The 17,862-nt window shown below is 36.1% G+C and carries 18 protein-coding genes; 12 read left to right on the forward strand and 6 right to left on the reverse strand.

The genetic code is table 11. The features are described from left to right. Position 1: 1 nt before the first annotated feature. Complete coding sequence (locus U9M49_RS01820; protein ID WP_095369673.1) at positions 2–1,471, reverse strand: aminotransferase class I/II-fold pyridoxal phosphate-dependent enzyme; 1,470 nt, start codon at positions 1,469–1,471, stop codon at positions 2–4. A gap of 337 nt (positions 1,472–1,808) precedes the next feature. Between U9M49_RS01820 and U9M49_RS01825 the strand changes: the two genes are divergently transcribed. Beyond that, a complete protein-coding gene (locus U9M49_RS01825; protein WP_095369672.1) occupies positions 1,809–2,078 on the forward strand; it encodes a UPF0223 family protein in 270 nt (89 codons plus the stop codon). Between the two features lie 84 nt (positions 2,079–2,162). Here U9M49_RS01825 and U9M49_RS01830 read toward each other — a convergent pair whose 3' ends face one another. Then, on the reverse strand, positions 2,163–2,780 hold the full coding sequence (locus U9M49_RS01830) for a YktB family protein (RefSeq protein WP_307314644.1): 618 nt from the start codon (positions 2,778–2,780) through the stop codon (positions 2,163–2,165). Positions 2,781–3,010: 230 nt separating this feature from the next. On the opposite strand from U9M49_RS01830, the gene U9M49_RS01835 reads away from it, so the two are divergent. Together U9M49_RS01835 and U9M49_RS01840 are read left to right on the forward strand one after the other, a co-directional pair. Further along, positions 3,011–3,205 (forward strand): hypothetical protein, encoded by a 195-nt coding sequence (locus U9M49_RS01835; RefSeq protein ID WP_095369670.1) that lies wholly within the window; start codon positions 3,011–3,013, stop codon positions 3,203–3,205. A 148-nt stretch (positions 3,206–3,353) separates the two neighbouring features. Beyond that, positions 3,354–4,154, forward strand: a complete 801-nt coding sequence (locus tag U9M49_RS01840) for an inositol monophosphatase family protein (protein WP_322909199.1) — start codon at positions 3,354–3,356, stop codon at positions 4,152–4,154. A 76-nt stretch (positions 4,155–4,230) separates the two neighbouring features. Here U9M49_RS01840 and U9M49_RS01845 read toward each other — a convergent pair whose 3' ends face one another. Further along, positions 4,231–4,416, reverse strand: a complete 186-nt coding sequence (locus U9M49_RS01845) for a YlaF family protein (RefSeq protein ID WP_095369668.1) — start codon at positions 4,414–4,416, stop codon at positions 4,231–4,233. A gap of 217 nt (positions 4,417–4,633) precedes the next feature. Between U9M49_RS01845 and typA the strand changes: the two genes are divergently transcribed. From typA to U9M49_RS01865, 4 genes are all read left to right on the forward strand, one after another. Next, positions 4,634–6,469 carry a translational GTPase TypA gene (typA, locus tag U9M49_RS01850; protein ID WP_095369667.1) on the forward strand — a complete coding sequence of 612 codons (1,836 nt, stop codon included), beginning with the start codon at positions 4,634–4,636 and terminating at the stop codon, positions 6,467–6,469. Between the two features lie 78 nt (positions 6,470–6,547). Beyond that, complete coding sequence (locus U9M49_RS01855) at positions 6,548–6,862, forward strand: YlaH-like family protein (protein ID WP_095369666.1); 315 nt, start codon at positions 6,548–6,550, stop codon at positions 6,860–6,862. A gap of 28 nt (positions 6,863–6,890) precedes the next feature. Continuing rightward, a complete protein-coding gene (locus tag U9M49_RS01860) occupies positions 6,891–7,172 on the forward strand; it encodes a hypothetical protein (protein WP_322909671.1) in 282 nt (93 codons plus the stop codon). A 539-nt stretch (positions 7,173–7,711) separates the two neighbouring features. Continuing rightward, the gene (locus tag U9M49_RS01865; RefSeq protein ID WP_095369664.1) at positions 7,712–8,266 is read left to right on the forward strand and encodes a nucleotidyltransferase family protein; all 555 of its coding nucleotides are present in this window, start codon (positions 7,712–7,714) and stop codon (positions 8,264–8,266) included. 42 nt (positions 8,267–8,308) lie between these two features. Here U9M49_RS01865 and U9M49_RS01870 read toward each other — a convergent pair whose 3' ends face one another. Then, a complete protein-coding gene (locus tag U9M49_RS01870) occupies positions 8,309–8,509 on the reverse strand; it encodes a YlaI family protein (protein ID WP_095369663.1) in 201 nt (66 codons plus the stop codon). A gap of 82 nt (positions 8,510–8,591) precedes the next feature. Continuing rightward, complete coding sequence (locus U9M49_RS01875; RefSeq protein WP_095369662.1) at positions 8,592–9,194, reverse strand: YhcN/YlaJ family sporulation lipoprotein; 603 nt, start codon at positions 9,192–9,194, stop codon at positions 8,592–8,594. 181 nt (positions 9,195–9,375) lie between these two features. Between U9M49_RS01875 and U9M49_RS01880 the strand changes: the two genes are divergently transcribed. Beyond that, positions 9,376–10,722: a PhoH family protein gene (locus U9M49_RS01880; RefSeq protein ID WP_380043141.1), complete on the forward strand. Its 1,347-nt coding sequence runs from the start codon at positions 9,376–9,378 to the stop codon at positions 10,720–10,722. A 70-nt stretch (positions 10,723–10,792) separates the two neighbouring features. On the opposite strand, the gene U9M49_RS01885 is transcribed toward U9M49_RS01880, so the two are convergent. Beyond that, positions 10,793–11,290, reverse strand: coding sequence for a hypothetical protein (locus U9M49_RS01885; RefSeq protein ID WP_095369660.1), 498 nt, complete (start codon positions 11,288–11,290; stop codon positions 10,793–10,795). Positions 11,291–11,435: 145 nt separating this feature from the next. Here U9M49_RS01885 and glsA point away from each other — a divergent pair, with 145 nt between their 5' ends. From glsA to pyc, 4 genes are all read left to right on the forward strand, one after another. Further along, positions 11,436–12,374, forward strand: a complete 939-nt coding sequence (glsA, locus tag U9M49_RS01890; protein WP_095369659.1) for a glutaminase A — start codon at positions 11,436–11,438, stop codon at positions 12,372–12,374. A 94-nt stretch (positions 12,375–12,468) separates the two neighbouring features. Continuing rightward, the gene (locus tag U9M49_RS01895) at positions 12,469–12,750 is read left to right on the forward strand and encodes a YlaN family protein (RefSeq protein WP_095369658.1); all 282 of its coding nucleotides are present in this window, start codon (positions 12,469–12,471) and stop codon (positions 12,748–12,750) included. A 377-nt stretch (positions 12,751–13,127) separates the two neighbouring features. Next, positions 13,128–14,342: an FtsW/RodA/SpoVE family cell cycle protein gene (locus tag U9M49_RS01900; RefSeq protein WP_095369657.1), complete on the forward strand. Its 1,215-nt coding sequence runs from the start codon at positions 13,128–13,130 to the stop codon at positions 14,340–14,342. 19 nt (positions 14,343–14,361) lie between these two features. Beyond that, the gene (gene pyc / locus U9M49_RS01905; protein ID WP_307314628.1) at positions 14,362–17,805 is read left to right on the forward strand and encodes a pyruvate carboxylase; all 3,444 of its coding nucleotides are present in this window, start codon (positions 14,362–14,364) and stop codon (positions 17,803–17,805) included. Positions 17,806–17,862 lie beyond the last annotated feature (57 nt).

Below are 17,862 nucleotides of genomic sequence, written 5' to 3' on the forward strand. Positions count from 1 at the left end.
TTTATTTTATCGCTTTATGTTCTTTAATTACTCGAATATATTTAAAATCATAATCTTCTGGTCCCTGGACTGGCAGTCCGGCTTCCATATTTGTTTTGATATAGTTAAGGTTTTCCTTTGTAATAATCTCCCCAGGAGTAAAGATAGGAATACCTGGTGGGTATACCATAATAAATTCAGCAATAATTCTACCTTCTGATTCATCAAAAGGAACAAGTTCACTATCAGCATAAAATGCATCTCTAGGAGATAGTGCTAATAATGGAATATTGGGTAATAACACTTGCGGGTTTACTTTCGCTGCTTTCCCGTGTCTTTCTTTAGATAGCTCTTTCAAGGCATGAATAAGCTTATCTGCATCAGTTCTATCATCACCAGCTGTGATGATACAGAGAATATTATATAGGTCAGATAATTCAACTTCGATATTGTAATGCTCTCTTAACCATACTTCTACATCAAACCCACTTATACCTAAATCTTTCACAGATATGATTAATTTTGTAGGGTCGTAATTAAAGGTTGCATTTGTACCAAGAATTTCTCTTCCTACACAATAAATATGTTCAATTTCGTTTAATTCTTTCCTCATATATTGAGCAAGCTCAATAGTTTCCTCGATAATTGCTCTTCCTTCAGTGGCTAAACGTTTTCTAGCAACATCTAATGAGGCAAGAAGTAAATAAGAGGTAGAGGTAGTTGTTAGCATGCTAAGTATGGACTGTACCCTTTTTGCTGACACTCTCGTACCCTTTAAGTTAAGAATGGAGCTTTGTGTCATAGAACCACCTAGCTTATGGACGCTCGTAGCAGCTAAATCTGCACCAGCTTGCATGGCAGACAATGGAAGCTCATCATGAAAATGAATATGAACACCATGTGCTTCATCTACTAATACAGGAATATCGTACGAATGGGCCAAATCAACAACTTCCTTTAAGTCACAGGCAATACCAAAATAAGTAGGGTTAATAACAAGTAACCCTTTGGCATCTGGATGTTGTTCTAACGCTTTCTCAACAGCATCAGTTGTAATACCGTGTGAGATACCTAACTCTTTATCAACGACAGGGTGGATAAAGATAGGGGTTGCGCCAGCAAAGATAATGGCAGACATGACAGATTTGTGCACATTTCTTGGTACGATAATTTTTTCTCCAGGACCACAAACAGCCATAACCATCGTCATAATAGCACCACTCGTACCTTGTACGGAAAAGAACGTATGGTCAGCACCAAAGGCTTCAGCTGCTAAGTCTTGTGCTTCTTTTATGATGCCTGATGGGCGATGCAGGTCATCTAGTGGACCTATATTTATCAAGTCAATAGAAAGTGCATTTTCTCCAATGAAATTTCTGAAATCAGGATCCATCCCTCTTCCTTTTTTATGTCCAGGAATATGAAATTGAATCGGTTCGCGTTTTGCGTGGGAGAGAAGTCCATTAAATAATGGTGTTTCTGTTTGAGACAATTAAATTCACACCTCTTTAAACAATCAATTTTGCAAACAAACAAGTGAATTATAGCATTTATCCTTCCTCCTGCATAGAAAGATAAACAAAAATTTTTATTGCGCTAACTTTGCACTCCATTCGTTAGGATAGATAGTTAACACTCCATCATCTTTATAGGATTCAATTATCCGTATGAAATGATTCATTTGAGTGGATTCTTCCCATACTAAGATATATGCATATCCACTAAATAATCTTGTCTATGTTTTTTTAGATTCTAAAATTTAGCATATGCTTGCTCTTCTTCGTTAACTCCCGTACAATCAGCATGTAATCTAAGTGAGAGGTGTTTATATGGAGTATCAATATCCAATGGAAAGCGATTGGTCAACAGAAGAAATTATAGATGCGATTGCTTTTTTTCAAGCAGTCGAAAAAGCTTACGAAAAAGGTATTCAACGTGAAGATTTCATGGCTGCTTATCGTCGTTTTAAAGAAATCGTACCGGGCAAAGCACAAGAGAGAAACCTTTGTAATGATTTTGAAGAAATAAGTGGGTATTCTTCTTATCGCACGGTTCAAATGGCAAAAAAAGCAGATGAGAGTAGTAAAATTAAAATGTAATAAGAAAAAGCAGTAAGAGACGGTTTGAACCAGTCTTCACTGCTTTTTTCTTTTTATAAAATGATTAAACTTTACAGAGGTTTATTACAATTTATAGAGGGGTATAACTTTTTTAAAAACACTCTCTGTGTAAGTAATAAATTCAGAAGCAGAAAGTTTAATTGCTTCTTCTTTTGTCATATTTATACCACAGAGTAACTCTGCTTTTTTGACATTCTGTAGTCGAACAAACATGTTTTCTAGCTCATCCTTTGTAAGGTCGCTATGTTTGATCACTTCTGGTTTCGTGTGATCTAATGACCAAACGAAGTCTTGTGGGATATCATCATAGATTTTATCTATTTTGGTTTGCAATTTTTCAGCAATCTCAACTTTATTCGGTGCTTCATAAATAATGGCAAACCAGACAAATACATGCGTTTCCCACAGACCAATCTGAAAGTGAGGAAGCATCTTATAGCCTCTTGTATTATTGGCGAAAGCGACCCAAGTATCATTTGGTGGATTTTTTGTCCTTCTCGCATGCTTAGCCACATGAGGAATCATTTCATCACCTGTTTCTGCAGAGAGAAAAGGGGAAAATGTTTCTCCAAGTGCTTCAAGTTTGGGTCTTACTGTTGCAATTAAGGCTTCCATTCTTTCTTCTAAACCATCAATTGTAAAAACATCGAAATCTTCTTTCTTAAATCCATTAAATGTCATATGTAAACACTCCTTAAACCGTTTTACTATGTCGCATATTGTAGCATAAAACCGGGAGAGAGAACCAATTTTGTACACCAAAATAATAATCAATTGGGTAAAATCATCTTCTTCATAGGTAAACGTACAATTTTGTTGCACTGTGAAAAGAAGCTTCATATGATAAAAGTAAAAATAATCAGAAAACTTTTCTTGTGAAATTACTAAAACGAAAAGGGGTGCACTGTCTAATGAAGCAGCTAATTAATTCAATCAAAATGGCTACATTTGAAAAAGAAAGAACGGCAGTATTGCGATTAGAGATGGATTATGAGTTAGCAACACTTTTTGAAGCTTTAGAACTGAAAGATGAAGAGGAAGTAAAATCTACAAAGAAAAAGCTTGAAAAAATCAGACAGGAACTTCTCAAGCTTAATGCATTTTAAGTTGTGATGAATAAAGATGTTAAAGCGAACTTAACAGCAAGCAGTTAAGTTCGCTTATTGCTTTTTAAAGCTGTTCACTTGAAGTATTGCTATTTTTTCGATAAGCTAATGGTATTTTATACCGCTTAATAAAGAGTGGAGGATGAAAATGACTAATTGGAATGAAATACATAGATTAGCCACCACATGGGTGAAGGAAGCTGGAGAGAGAATCAAAGCATCATTTAGTGAAGAATTAACCATTGCAACAAAATCTCATCGCAATGACCTTGTCACGGATATGGACAAAGGAACCGAGCAATTTCTTATTGGTAAAATACATGACCATTTTCCATCACATCACATCTTAAGCGAAGAAGGTTTTGGTGATGATTTTGCGGATGTAGGTGGGATTATTTGGGTGATTGATCCCATTGATGGCACCATGAATTTTATTCACCAACAAAGAAATTTTGCCATTTCCATTGGTGTATTTCATGAGGGAGTCGGTAAAGTCGGGATGATTTATGATGTGGTACATGATGAAATGTATCATACGATTAGTGGTGAAGGTGCATACATGAATGACACGAAGCTGAAGCCATTGACTAAGGGTGAAGTAAAAGATGCAATAATTGGCATCAATGCCACTTGGGTAACGAGTAACAAGCGTATTGACCCTAGTTACCTTGCTCCATTAGTAAAGGATGCGAGAGGAACAAGATCGTATGGTTCTGCTGCGCTTGAAATGGCCTATGTTGCTTCTGGTCGCCTAGATGCTTATATAAGTTTGCGACTTGCTCCATGGGATTACGGTGGCGGTATGATTTTAATCAATGAAGTAGGAGGAAAAACGACTAATTTAAAAGGGGAAGCCTTGATGATTACACCTCAAACTTCAGTATTTGTTGCAAGGCCGGGTGTACATGAAGAAATTCTTCAGCAGTATTTAAACAGTGGAAATTGGTAATAAAAAAATGGTGCCAAGCTTGTCCAATTCAGGATAGTCGGCACCATTTTTCTTACTTGAGGTTGTGATTTAGCCTTTATAATTCTCCGTTTTCTCGCATTTTTTTCTTCAGCGTAAAGCCGTATCCCATAACAGCAACGATACCTACGATACATAGAAGAAAACCAAGAATACTTCTTTCTCCGATAGCAATACCAATTCCGCCTATACATATAGCCGCAGCAATCGCACAAGCTAATAATGGCCATTTAATATTTTTCATTTTAATCCTAACCTCCAATTTTGTACATTGGATACCATAATCGTCCACAGAACTTATTTTACACAAAAAGAAGTTAGTTTTCTACAATATATGTGATATAATGTATCAGTTATAGTATGAAGGCAGTGATTTTTAGTCAAAAATGAAAAGAAAATAAACTGATTATATATCTTCACATAGTAAGAAGGTTTACACAATCAGCTAGGAGGAAACATAGTTGAAACATAGAGATGATATACGTAATATTGCGATTATCGCCCACGTTGACCATGGTAAAACAACTTTGGTTGACCAATTATTAAAGCAGTCTGGAACATTCCGTACAAATGAGCATGTAGAAGAACGTGCAATGGATTCCAACGATATCGAGAGAGAGCGTGGAATTACAATCCTTGCTAAGAATACAGCTATCAAATATCAAGATACGCGTATTAATATACTTGACACACCAGGGCACGCTGACTTTGGTGGGGAAGTAGAACGTATTATGAAAATGGTTGATGGGGTATTGCTTGTAGTCGATGCTTATGAAGGTTGTATGCCACAAACACGATTTGTATTGAAAAAAGCATTAGAGCAAAACTTAACACCAATCGTCGTTGTCAATAAAATCGATAGAGACTTTGCTCGTCCTGAAGAAGTCATTGATGAAGTTATTGATCTATTTATTGAATTAGATGCAACGGAAGAGCAATTAGAATTCCCTGTTGTTTACGCTTCTGCTATTAATGGAACAGCTAGTCTAGATCCACAAAAACAAGATGAAGATATGAAATGCTTATATGAAGAAATCGTCAATAATATCCCAACACCAATTGATAATAGTGAAGAACCTTTACAATTCCAAGTAGCACTATTAGATTACAATGATTATGTTGGACGAATTGGGATTGGTCGTGTATTCCGCGGAACGATGAAAGTAGGCGAACAAGTTGCGTTAATGAAGCTTGATGGGTCTGTTAAACAATTCCGTGTAACAAAAATGTTTGGTTTCTTTGGCTTGAAACGCCTTGAAATTCAAGAAGCAAAAGCAGGAGATTTAATTGCTGTCTCTGGAATGGAAGATATCAATGTCGGGGAGACAGTTTGCCCAGTAGATCACCAAGACGCTCTTCCTGTATTACGAATCGATGAACCAACATTACAAATGACCTTCCAAGTGAACAATAGTCCATTTGCTGGTAAAGAAGGAAAGTATATTACTGCAAGAAAGATCGAAGAACGTTTGCATGCGCAATTACAAACAGATGTCAGCTTAAGAGTTGAAGAAACGGATTCTCCTGATGCATGGACTGTATCTGGTCGAGGAGAGCTTCACTTATCTATTTTAATTGAAAATATGCGTCGTGAAGGCTTCGAACTTCAAGTATCTAAGCCAGTTGTTATTATAAAAGAAATTGATGGCGTTAAGTCTGAACCAATTGAACGCGTTCAAATTGATGTTCCTGAAGAGTATACTGGTGCCATTATGGAATCTATTGGTGCGCGTAAAGGTGAAATGCTAGATATGGTTAATAACGGGAACGGTCAAGTGAAATTAATTTTCCATGTCCCTGCTCGTGGATTAATTGGTTATACAACCGAATTCTTAACACAAACTCGTGGTTACGGAATCATTAACCATACTTTTGACAGCTATCAACCAATGATGCAAGGTCAAGTAGGTGGAAGAAGACAAGGGGTTCTAGTTTCCATGGAGAGTGGAAAAGCATCTACTTATGGTATCATGCAGGTAGAAGACCGTGGTACAATATTTGTAGAGCCAGGCACAGAGATTTACGAAGGTATGATTGTTGGTGAACATACACGTGAAAATGATCTAGCTGTTAATATTACAAAAGTCAAGCATGCAACGAATGTTCGTAGTGCAACGAAAGATCAAACGTCAACAATTAAAAAGCCTAGAATTATGACGCTTGAAGAAGCACTAGAATATTTAAATGATGATGAGCTTTGTGAAGTTACACCTGAATCGATTCGTCTTCGTAAAAAAATTCTAGATAAAAACGAACGAGAAAAAGCAGCTAAAAAGAAAAAATACGCTGAAGCTTAAGCAAACATAGTCACTCGAAAAAGAGGAGGTAATTCATATTGCCTCCTTCCTTAATACATACTAAGGAGGATTTGGAGCATGATTGAAGATCGCCTTTCCTTTTTTGCAGCACTATATAAAGTTCATGAGAATTCAGATCTTGGGATGTGGTTGTTGTATCTCACCATTGTTGCGCTCTGTATTATTGTCTTTAAATTAGGATTTGCTAAAAAGCTCCCTTTACTAAAATCAATAATTATATATGCGTTCTTATTTATGGGATGTACAATGCTAACTTTCTTAGGGGTATTTTTACCAATTGCAGAAGGACTTGTCGTTGCTGCTGTCATATTAATTATATATAAAATCCGTCTTCATCAAGAAAAGAAACAACAAAGAGCCAGCGCGGAATAATGAAGAGTGGGGGAGATTTTAATTGAACGTGCATGATACCATTTATAATTGGCTTACCATTAAAGTTGTGACTGATGCCAGACCAGAGGATGAAGCAGCAACCGAAACAGAAGAAATGTTTTTACAAATGTTGAAAAATGATCATGGAATTAACGAAATCCAATATGAAAAAGCTGATCTATTCTATCATGTCTCTTATAGTGATAATGAAGATAGTAAATCCACAAAATATCCGATTGAATTAATAGAAGTGATGTTAAAACAAATATTAGCAGAACCTGAAAAATACAAAAACTTCCCCACGATATAAAAAAACGTCACCCGATTGTGACGTTTTTTTATATTGTAGTAGTACAAAGGAAAATAGTGCGCCTTTAAAGATTTGACGATGGGGCGAAGATTCAATCGCCTCAGAACTGAGAAAGAATAGGAGTGATAGGCTAGAATCTTGATTAGACGTGAGGAAAAAGGGTACATTATTATTTGTTCAAAACGGCTCTACCGGATTGAAGAGTATTTCGTTCATGAACATATTTTGAAGATAATTTCTTAAACCACCTTGGACACTGATAGTGCATTTTGTACAATTTATATCTTATGTACAGCTCTCTACTTTATCGATAAAATAAAGGTACTAAACAGTGCGCCTGCAAAAGTTAGTGAATGAAAGCTTTATTTTATATCGAAAAGGTAATTGTCGAGTTTGTCCCTTTTGTTTGGAATTGATAGTATGCTTCAGAAATTTTTCCATTGATTGAGCTAGACAATTTCATGGAACTTGTTATGGTTTGGCGTTTAGTGGTGAGTGGGTTATTGAAGGGATTGGAGAAAGCTTAGGGGAGGAAATAGATGATTCGAAATGAAGGCGATATTTTACAGTTAATTAGAGATGATAAAGAAATGATGGCCATATTAAAAGCCGCTAAACAACTTCATTTACCTGATTGGTGGATTTGTGCTGGTTTTGTTCGATCAAAAGTATGGGATACCCTCCATCATTTTCAAGAAAAGACGCCATTGCCTGATGTTGATGTAATCTATTATGATGATCAGCAATTGAGTGAAACCATTGAAAAATACTATGAAGAAAAATTACATAAAATACTACCGCATATTCCTTGGTCAGTTAAGAATGAAGCTAGAATGCATTCTGTTAATGGCCTGCTGCCTTATCAATCCTCAGAGGACGCTATTGCGAAATTTCCGGAGACGGCCACCGCTATTGGCGTAAAGTTAGATAACGAAAATCAATTAGTCATAACGGCACCATGGGGCATAGAAGACCTTATTCATTTTCGTATTAAGCCAACTCCTTTTTTTGCAGCTTCGAGGAAGAGAATGCAATTATATCAAAGCAGGATTATTTCAAAAGGTTGGAAAAAAAGATGGCATTTTGTTAACTAATATGAAATCCCTCCGTTTCATCTCTAACGGAGGGATTTTAAATTACCATTCTTCTTCTTCTTGCTTACTTCTATACAATTTAAAGTTGCCTGTAGCTGCTCTTTCATTCGTCTTCGTAGTTATTCTGTCATTGCATTCAACACACATATATGTGTGAATAGGTCGGTTTCTTAACCGTTTTGCTTCATAAGATTCATTATCAATTGATTCAATTTTATCACAAATAACGCATTGTACTTTCATTTATATACATCCTTTTCTAATAAACAAGCATTTTCCTTATTATAAACTAGCTGTTTTTGAAATGAAAGGATGCTGTTGTGAATTACTTATGATAATTCGATTGTTCTTCTTGATGTTTATTTAATTTTTTTGATTCTGTTTCATTAAGCTGTTCTTTTGATTCTTCCGTTTCCTCTGATTTATTCGGTTCAATGATATCACCAGGTACTTCTGGCATCATTCGACCAGAAATATCAGCTAACTCATTTAAAATCCCTTTTATCGGATGGCCATTTTCCACATCCTCTTTTACTTCCTTAAGTCGGGCATATAAATCAGGATCGGCAATAATTACAGCGTTCGCACCGTAGGGGTCATGCTTTAAGCTTTCAGCAACTGCATATTTTATTGAGCCAACCTCAGACCGCTCAACATCTTCATCAATATCAATACCTACGATGCAATAGTCACCTAATACGACAGCAGTTGCATCGTTCACACGACGATTATCAGAAGCTAATGTGGCTAAGTGCTTAGAAGTCTCTTGTCCAGTCAATACTTCTTGTTCAGATATGGTACTATTTTTTACATTAACTGTATGAGGTGTACCTTTCTCATTTTGTGAAGATTGTGCGTTATTTTGTGCACCACACCCCGTTAAGTTGAGTACGATAAATAATGATAGTAGAACGTGAAAGTACTTCATTATACTACCTCCATCAAGATTAAACTTTAATAAAAGTAAATGTTTACAACTAGTGTGCGAAAGTTCTTCTATCTTTATGCGATAAATCATATATTTTAGCAAAGTTAGATTTGTCCATGTTGATATTTGAAAATGTTGAAACTAACAAGCAATGAACTATTTATGCACTAATGTATTTCTAATGGCGGGAGGCATCGGGTTGAGTAAAATATACGTGTTAGATACAAATGTCTTATTGCAGGATCCAAATTCCATTTATTCTTTTGAGGATAATGAAGTCGTTATTCCAGCTGTAGTGTTAGAAGAGGTAGATTCGAAAAAAAGGTATATGGATGAAATTGGGAGGAATGCAAGGCAAGTATCAAGAATGATTGACAGTATGAGGCAGTCCGGGAAATTGCATGAGCAAATCCTTCTTGAAAATGGAGGAAGCTTACGCATTGAACTAAACCATCGTTCTTTTCATCAGCTCCAAGAAATTTTTGTTGAAAAAACGAATGATAATCGGATTTTGGCTGTCGCTAAGAACCTCTCATTAGAAGAAGAGACAAAAGAAGGTGGTAGACCAGTTATTCTTGTGAGTAAAGATGCGCTTGTAAGAGTAAAGGCAGATGCTATTGGTTTACTAAGCGAAGATTTTTTAAGCGATCGTGTGATTGAAAATGAACATATATATACAGGTTTTCTTGAAGTATATCTCCATTTAGATATGGTGAATGAATTTTACAGTCAAGGAGAATTATCACTAAATAAAGTAGGGAACCATTCATTCTATCCTAATCAATTTGTCATTCTAAAAGATGCGCTTGGTTCATCAGCTTCTGCACTTGGCATTGTTGATCAAACGAAAGGGAAGTTGAAAAAACTTATTTTTGATTATGATCATATTTGGGGAATTAAACCAAGAAATGTACAACAAACGATGGCATTAGAACTGCTTTTACGCAGGGACTTGCCTCTTGTGACTTTAATTGGTAAAGCAGGAACTGGAAAGACGTTACTTGCGCTAGCTGCAGGCCTAATGCAGACTGAGGATTTAGGAGATTTCAAAAAGTTACTTGTCGCTAGACCAATTGTCCCGGTTGGTAAAGATTTAGGGTTCTTGCCAGGAGAAAAAGAAGAGAAATTACGGCCATGGATGCAACCGATTCATGATAATCTTGAATACTTATTTAATGTTAAGAAGCCGGGGGAATTAGATGCCATTTTGGCAGGAATGGGTTCAATTGAGGTTGAGGCTCTTTCTTATATAAGAGGGAGAAGTATACCTGACCAGTTTATTATTATTGACGAGGCACAAAATTTAACAAAGCATGAAGTAAAAACGATTTTAACAAGAGTTGGCGAGGGTAGTAAGATTGTCTTAATGGGGGATCCTGAACAAATTGACCATCCATATTTAGATGCCTATAATAATGGTCTTACTTACGTTGTCGAAAAGTTTAAAGATCAGAAGATTGCCGGCCATTCCAAATTGATTAAAGGGGAAAGGTCAGGGCTAGCTCAACTCGCTGCTGATATCTTATAAGGAAACTCTTAAATAACTCTATATAAAAAAGACTGAACGAGCATAGTTGCTCTCGATTCAGTCTTTTTTTTTATATAATATGGAAATCTTGTACATTTTTAATTGGCTGAAGGCGATTGCTTCCATCTTTATAATAAATATGCACTGGACCATCTTCTTTCAAAGGTTTACCCTTTAAAGAAAAGGCGAGAATAAGGCTTTCTGCCTCTGTCATAGGGATACTGACTGTTTCATTCTCACAATGTACTTCTATTGTCCTCGATCCACTATTTGGCTCAGCATTTGTAAGAAAAGGCAAGAAGGGAATCCCAAAAGTACCGGTTAAGACACGAACTTTTTCAAATTTCTTCTCCGTTTTAAGTGTTGGTGGGTAAACTGCACCTTCCATTATTTCACGATCCCAATGTTTAGAGGCTGCTTTCGTATATTCCTCCTTTTCATTCGGTAATTCTTCTTGATTCTCAAAATATGTATCAAGGTCAATTTTTCGATCATCAAAAATCCATACACTTGGATCGAGTGTAATTGTATATTTGACGTTGCCTGTAATATGGATGATATCCTTCATTTGTCATACCCCCTGCTTGTGTCACTAATATCTAATGTTCCTTATAAAGTATAACGCTTTTAACTGCAAATGTCATTTCAACTCGAATGGAATGTTACTAAATGTATTAAACTATAAGGAAATATTGAAGGAGAGTAGGGGTGTTATGGGTTGTCAGACTGATCAAGAATTGTTAGGAATAATTGAACGAGTAAAACCGCTTGTTGCTAAAGGTAAAGTAGCAGATTATATCCCGGCTTTGAAGGCTGCTGATCAGTCAAATGTTTCAGCAGCTGTCTTTCATATTACTCGAGGCAGTGATGTTTGTGTTTCAGCTGGAGATATTGAACAAAAGTTCACATTACAAAGTATTTCAAAAGTGCTTGTTCTAGCACTAGCATTAATTGATCAAGGATACACAAATGTGTTTCAAAAAGTAGGTATGGAACCAACTGGGGATCCTTATAATTCAATGATTAAGCTTGAGACGAGCTCACACTCTAAACCTCTGAACCCAATGATCAATGCAGGAGCATTGGCGGTTACAAGCATGGTAAATGGTAATTCTCCCGATGAGAAATGGCGCCGTATTCTCCACTTTGTCCAGTGCTTATTAGGTGGTAAAGCCATCGGTTACAATAAAGAGGTAGCAGATTCGGAATATAAGACAACGGACTTAAATCGTTCATTATGTTATTTTATGAAACAACATGGAGTGATTGATGGAGATGTAGATGAGTTAATTGATATTTATACGAAACAATGCGCGATTGAAATGAATTGTTTAGATTTGTCAAGAATTGCAGCTGTATTTGCCAATAATGGTCGTGATCCGCAAACAGGAAACATATTAATTGAGGAGGAAGTTGCAAGAATATGCAAAACATTCATGGTAACTTGTGGTATGTATAATGCTTCAGGTGAGTTTGCAATTAAAGTGGGAATTCCTGCGAAAAGTGGTGTATCGGGTGGTATAATGGCAGTTGTGCCAGGGAAGTTAGGTATAGGCATTTTCTCTCCTGCCCTAGATGAGAGAGGGAATAGTATTGCCGGTGCAGAAATTTTGAAGATTATGGCAGAGGAATATCATTTTAGTATTTTTTAATCAGCGGATATCCCCTGATTATCCTTGCTTTTTTTTTCACTTAAGTTTAAAATTTATAGATAGGATAATCGCTCGGAAACGGGGGGATTGAAAGTTGGCTTCTGAAATGGTTATTGATCATAAAGAAAGAGCTAATGCTCTATTACAAGCAGATGCTGAAAAAATATTAAAATTAATCAAAGTCCAAATGGATAATTTGACTATGCCTCAATGTCCATTATACGAAGAAGTACTTGATACGCAGATGTTTGGCTTATCTCGTGAAATTGATTTTGCTGTGAGACTTGGATTAATTGCTGATAAAGATGGAAAAGAAATTCTTGATAAACTTGAGAGAGAATTATCCATTCTACATGAAGCATCGGTAAAAAAATAAAACATATTAAAAACTCAAGCTAAAGATATTAGCTTGAGTTTTTTTATTTATTAGAACTTGGTTAAGGGGAGAGAAGAGAAGAGTAGAGAAAAAATAAGAAGAAATAATATGTTATGCTGCTTTAAAATTAATAGTCAATATTATGCTAATCTATACAATTGATTCTATGAATTAAGCATATATAGTAGACAAATAAATAATTATGATGTATAAATATATTAATTAGTATGTCACATTAAATGAAATAATACAGAACAATGATGTAATCATTTAACGAGTTACGTTTTAATTACATTCCTTTTTATCTTTATTTTGGCAGGAAAATCAATGCTATAGTAGAATAAATATACTACTTAAGAGAATAAAGGAAGAGGCATATGTTTAAAAAAATTCTGAAATCTTATGATTATTCATTGATCGTTGTATTAGGTCTACTATGTATTTTTGGACTGGTTATGGTCTATAGTTCAAGCATGGTGACTGCTGTCCAACATAATGGAGTTGCTAGTGACTACTTTTATGATAAACAAAGAACACATTTAATTCTCGGTACGATTGCGTTTATTGTTGCTGCTCTATTCCCATATAAAGCATATAAAAGTAACAAGTTTCTCATTCCAATCGTCTTCTTTTCATTTTTTGGATTGTTACTTGTATCGATTATCGGGAACGCGGTTAATAACGCACAAAGCTGGATTGATTTAGGTACCCGTTCTATTCAACCATCGGAGTTTGTAAAGGTTATTGTTATTGTTTATTTGTCTGCCGTTTATGCAAAGAAACAATCGTATATTAATGAATTTAATAAGGGCGTTGTACCACCGCTTGTTTATTTGATTCTCGTTTGTGGCCTGATTGCGATGGAACCAGATTATGGAACGGCAGGAATTATCTTTTTAATTGGTCTAGCGATTATTTTATCTTCTGGTATGAATATGAAAAACCTATTAAAGTTAGCTGGTATTGGTGCTATTTTTTTAGTTCCAATGATGCTTATTTTAAGAGATAAAATCTTTACAGATACTAGGCTAGCAAGATTCGATTTCCTCCATCCGTTTGAAGCTGAAGGGGGATATCAATTGTCCAACGCATTTATCGCCCTTGGTAATGGTGGATTAAGTGGTTTAGGATTAGGACAAAGTATTCAAAAAATGGGCTACTTACCAGAAGCTCATACAGATTTTATTATGGCTGTTATCGTTGAAGAACTGGGTGTTTTTGGTGTGATGTTTGTGCTTTTTGCTTTAGGTTTTATCGTACTGAAAGGCATATTTGTCGCACTCAAGTGTAAAGATGCATTTGGAAGTTTATTGGCTATAGGTGTTTCTAGTATGATTGGCATTCAAGCATTTATTAACCTTGGCGGTATATCAGGAGTCATTCCTTTAACTGGGGTACCTTTACCATTTATAAGCTATGGTGGATCATCTTTATTAGTACTTATGGTTTCAATGGGCATTTTAGTGAATGTATCAATGTTTGTAAACTATGAAAAGAAATATAAAGATAAAGAAGAACAAGATGTAACGACTGACAAACCAGTAAATACAACAGCAAGTATGGGTGGTCGTTTTACATATAATAGACGATAAAAATATACGGGGTGTTATTATGGGTCAAAAGATTAGTAAGGTATTAGTCGCCAATCGAGGAGAAATTGCCATTCGCGTTTTTCGTGCCTGTACGGAATTAAATATCCGTACAGTTGCGATCTATTCAAAGGAAGACTCAGGGTCGTATCATAGATACAAAGCAGATGAAGCATACCTTGTTGGTGAAGGTAAGAAGCCGATTGATGCTTACCTCGATATCGAGGGTATCCTTAAAATCGCAAAAGATAGCGGAGTTGATGCGATTCATCCTGGTTATGGCTTTTTATCAGAAAATATTCAGTTTGCTAGAAGATGCGAAGAAGAAGGTATTAAGTTTATTGGGCCTGAATCTAAACATTTGAATATGTTTGGAGATAAAGTAAAGGCGCGGTCACAAGCTCAAAGTGCGAATATTCCAGTTATTCCTGGTTCTGATGGTCCGGTGCAAGCTGTTGAGGAAGTAGAACAATTCGGAAGAGATTACGGCTACCCAATTATTATTAAAGCCTCACTTGGTGGTGGCGGTCGTGGAATGAGGATAGTTAACAGTGGCGAGGAAGTGAGAGAAGCATATAATCGCGCGAAATCTGAAGCAAAAGCGGCATTCGGAAATGATGAAGTGTATGTCGAGAAATTCGTACAAAATCCGAAACATATAGAAGTGCAAATTATTGGGGACCAACATGGCAATATTATTCACCTGTTTGAACGGGATTGTTCTGTACAAAGACGTCACCAAAAAGTTGTCGAAGTCGCACCATGTGTATCGTTAGATGAGGAATTAAGAGGACGTATTTGCGAGGCAGCCGTACAATTAATGAAGAACGTCGATTATATTAATGCAGGAACAGTTGAGTTCCTTGTTTCAGGAGAAGAGTTTTATTTCATTGAAGTAAATCCTCGTGTCCAAGTTGAACATACAATCACTGAAATGATAACTGGTATTGATATCGTTCAAACACAAATTTTAGTTGCTGAAGGATATGAATTACACAGTCAAAAAATTGGTATACCTGATCAAGCAGATATCAAAACAATGGGATATGCGATTCAATCTCGTGTAACGACAGAAGATCCTTTGAACAATTTTATGCCTGATACAGGAAGACTAATGGCTTATCGTAGTGGTGGAGGGTTTGGTGTTCGTCAAGATGCAGGTAATGCTTACCAAGGTGCAGTAATCACACCCCATTATGATTCTTTATTGGTGAAACTTTCAACTCATGCAATTACCTTTGAACAAGCTGCATCAAAAATGGTTAGAAATTTACAAGAATTTAGAATCAGAGGGATAAAAACCAATATTCCGTTTTTAGAGAATGTTGTTAAACATAAAAACTTTTTGACAGGTGAATATGATACATCATTTATTGATCGTACTCCGGAACTGTTTATTTTCCCAAAAAGAAAAGACCGGGGAACAAAAATGCTTTCATACATCGGTAATGTAACTGTTAATGGTTTCCCTGGAATCGAAAAGCAGAAGAAGCCAGCATTTGATCAACCAAGAATGCCTAAAATTATTTTACCTAATGAGTATCAGTCTGGTACAAAGCAAGTACTTGAAGAACGTGGTGCAGAAGGGCTTGTGTCATGGATTAAGGAACAAAAGAATGTTCTATTAACAGATACGACGTTTAGAGATGCTCATCAATCCTTACTAGCGACAAGAGTCCGAACGAAGGATTTACAAAATATTGCTGAACCGACGGCCAAACTACTTCCGCAAATGTTTTCTTCAGAGATGTGGGGCGGTGCGACTTTTGATGTGGCTTATCGCTTTTTGAAAGAAGATCCTTGGGAAAGATTATTAACATTACGTCAGAAGATGCCAAATATTCTCTTACAAATGTTGTTAAGAGCATCTAATGCCGTTGGTTATAAAAACTATGCGGACAATGTTATTCAAGAGTTTGTAGAAAAGTCAGCACATGCAGGTATCGATGTCTTCCGAATTTTCGATAGTTTAAACTGGGTAAAAGGTATGGAGGTAGCAATAGATGCTGTTAGACAGACAGGCAAAATCGCTGAGGCAGCCATTTGTTATACAGGTGATATTTCTGATAAAACAAGAAAGAAATATGATCTAGCGTATTATAAAGAGTTGGCAAAAGAACTCGAGAATCAAGGTGCCCATATTTTAGGGATTAAGGATATGGCTGGATTATTGAAGCCGCAATCAGCTTTTGAGCTCATCTCAGAATTGAAAGAAACTGTAGATATTCCTATTCATTTGCATACGCATGATACTAGTGGCAATGGAATTTTCACTTATGCAAAAGCAATCGAGGCGGGCGTTGATATTGTTGATGTTGCCTTAAGTACAATGGCTGGATTAACATCACAACCTAGTGCAAATACATTATATTATGCGTTAGAAGGGTCAGAAAGACAACCTGAGATGAGTGTGGATGCATTAGAACAGCTTTCTTATTATTGGGAAGATGTACGTAAATATTATCAAGAATTTGAAAGTGGTATGAAAGCACCTCATACGGAAATTTATCAACATGAAATGCCTGGAGGGCAATATAGTAACCTACAACAACAGGCAAAAGCAGTTGGTCTAGGAGAGAAATGGGATGATGTAAAAGGGATGTATTCCCGCGTCAATCAAATGTTTGGTGATATTGTCAAAGTTACACCATCATCAAAAGTTGTAGGAGATATGGCTCTATACATGGTACAAAATCAATTAGATGAAGAAGCGGTCATTCAAAAAGGTGCTTCACTAGACTTCCCTGATTCTGTTGTCGAGCTGTTTGAAGGTTATTTAGGGCAACCGTATCAAGGATTCCCTAAAGATCTACAAAAGGCGATATTGAAAAATAGAGAAGCCATCACTGTTAGACCTGGTGAGCTGCTAGAACATGTTGATTTTGATGAAATAAAAGCGATTTTATATAAAGATTTAGGTAGAGAAGTGACAAGCTTTGATGCAATTGCCTATGCACTTTACCCTAAGGTGTTCATGGACTACCACAAAACATATACGCAATTTGGTGATGTTTCTGTTCTTGATACACCTACATTCTTATACGGTATGAACTTAGGTGAAGAAATTGAAGTGGAAATTGAAAAAGGAAAAACGCTTATTGTTAAATTAGTGTCAATTGGTCAAGCGCGGGCAGATGGAACGAGAGTGATTTATTTCGAACTAAATGGACAACCTCGTGAAGTGGTGATAAAAGATGAAAGTATTAAATCTTCCGTTGCAACGAAAGTAAAGGCAGATCCTCACAATGAAACACATATTGCTGCGACAATGCCTGGAACAGTTATTAAGGCAGTAGTAAACAAAGGTGACGTCGTTAATCAAGGTGACCACTTGATGATTACTGAGGCGATGAAAATGGAAACAACTGTACAAGCTCCATTTACTGGTACGGTAAAAGAAATTTATGCAGCTGATGGTGAATCGATTGCTACTGGTGATCTTTTAATTGAATTAGCGCGATCATAATAAAAAACTTTTCCTCTTAAATAGAGGAAAAGTTTTTTTGCTTACTTTAATCAAAAG

It is taken from the genome of Cytobacillus sp. OWB-43, assembly GCF_034651445.1.
Classification (GTDB): Bacteria; Bacillota; Bacilli; order Bacillales; family Cytobacillaceae; genus Cytobacillus; species Cytobacillus kochii.

Coding starts and splice junctions, on each gene's coding strand:
- U9M49_RS01825 (WP_095369672.1), top strand. CDS start 1,809: ATGGAGTATCAATATCCAATGGAAAGCGATTGGTCAACAGAAGAAATT.
- U9M49_RS01830 (WP_307314644.1), bottom strand. CDS start 2,780: ATGACATTTAATGGATTTAAGAAAGAAGATTTCGATGTTTTTACAATT.
- U9M49_RS01835 (WP_095369670.1), top strand. CDS start 3,011: ATGAAGCAGCTAATTAATTCAATCAAAATGGCTACATTTGAAAAAGAA.
- U9M49_RS01840 (WP_322909199.1), top strand. CDS start 3,354: ATGACTAATTGGAATGAAATACATAGATTAGCCACCACATGGGTGAAG.
- U9M49_RS01845 (WP_095369668.1), bottom strand. CDS start 4,416: ATGAAAAATATTAAATGGCCATTATTAGCTTGTGCGATTGCTGCGGCT.
- U9M49_RS01855 (WP_095369666.1), top strand. CDS start 6,548: ATGATTGAAGATCGCCTTTCCTTTTTTGCAGCACTATATAAAGTTCAT.
- U9M49_RS01865 (WP_095369664.1), top strand. CDS start 7,712: ATGATTCGAAATGAAGGCGATATTTTACAGTTAATTAGAGATGATAAA.
- U9M49_RS01870 (WP_095369663.1), bottom strand. CDS start 8,509: ATGAAAGTACAATGCGTTATTTGTGATAAAATTGAATCAATTGATAAT.
- U9M49_RS01875 (WP_095369662.1), bottom strand. CDS start 9,194: ATGAAGTACTTTCACGTTCTACTATCATTATTTATCGTACTCAACTTA.
- U9M49_RS01880 (WP_380043141.1), top strand. CDS start 9,376: ATGGCGGGAGGCATCGGGTTGAGTAAAATATACGTGTTAGATACAAAT.
- U9M49_RS01885 (WP_095369660.1), bottom strand. CDS start 11,290: ATGAAGGATATCATCCATATTACAGGCAACGTCAAATATACAATTACA.
- glsA (WP_095369659.1), top strand. CDS start 11,436: ATGGGTTGTCAGACTGATCAAGAATTGTTAGGAATAATTGAACGAGTA.
- U9M49_RS01900 (WP_095369657.1), top strand. CDS start 13,128: ATGTTTAAAAAAATTCTGAAATCTTATGATTATTCATTGATCGTTGTA.
- pyc (WP_307314628.1), top strand. CDS start 14,362: ATGGGTCAAAAGATTAGTAAGGTATTAGTCGCCAATCGAGGAGAAATT.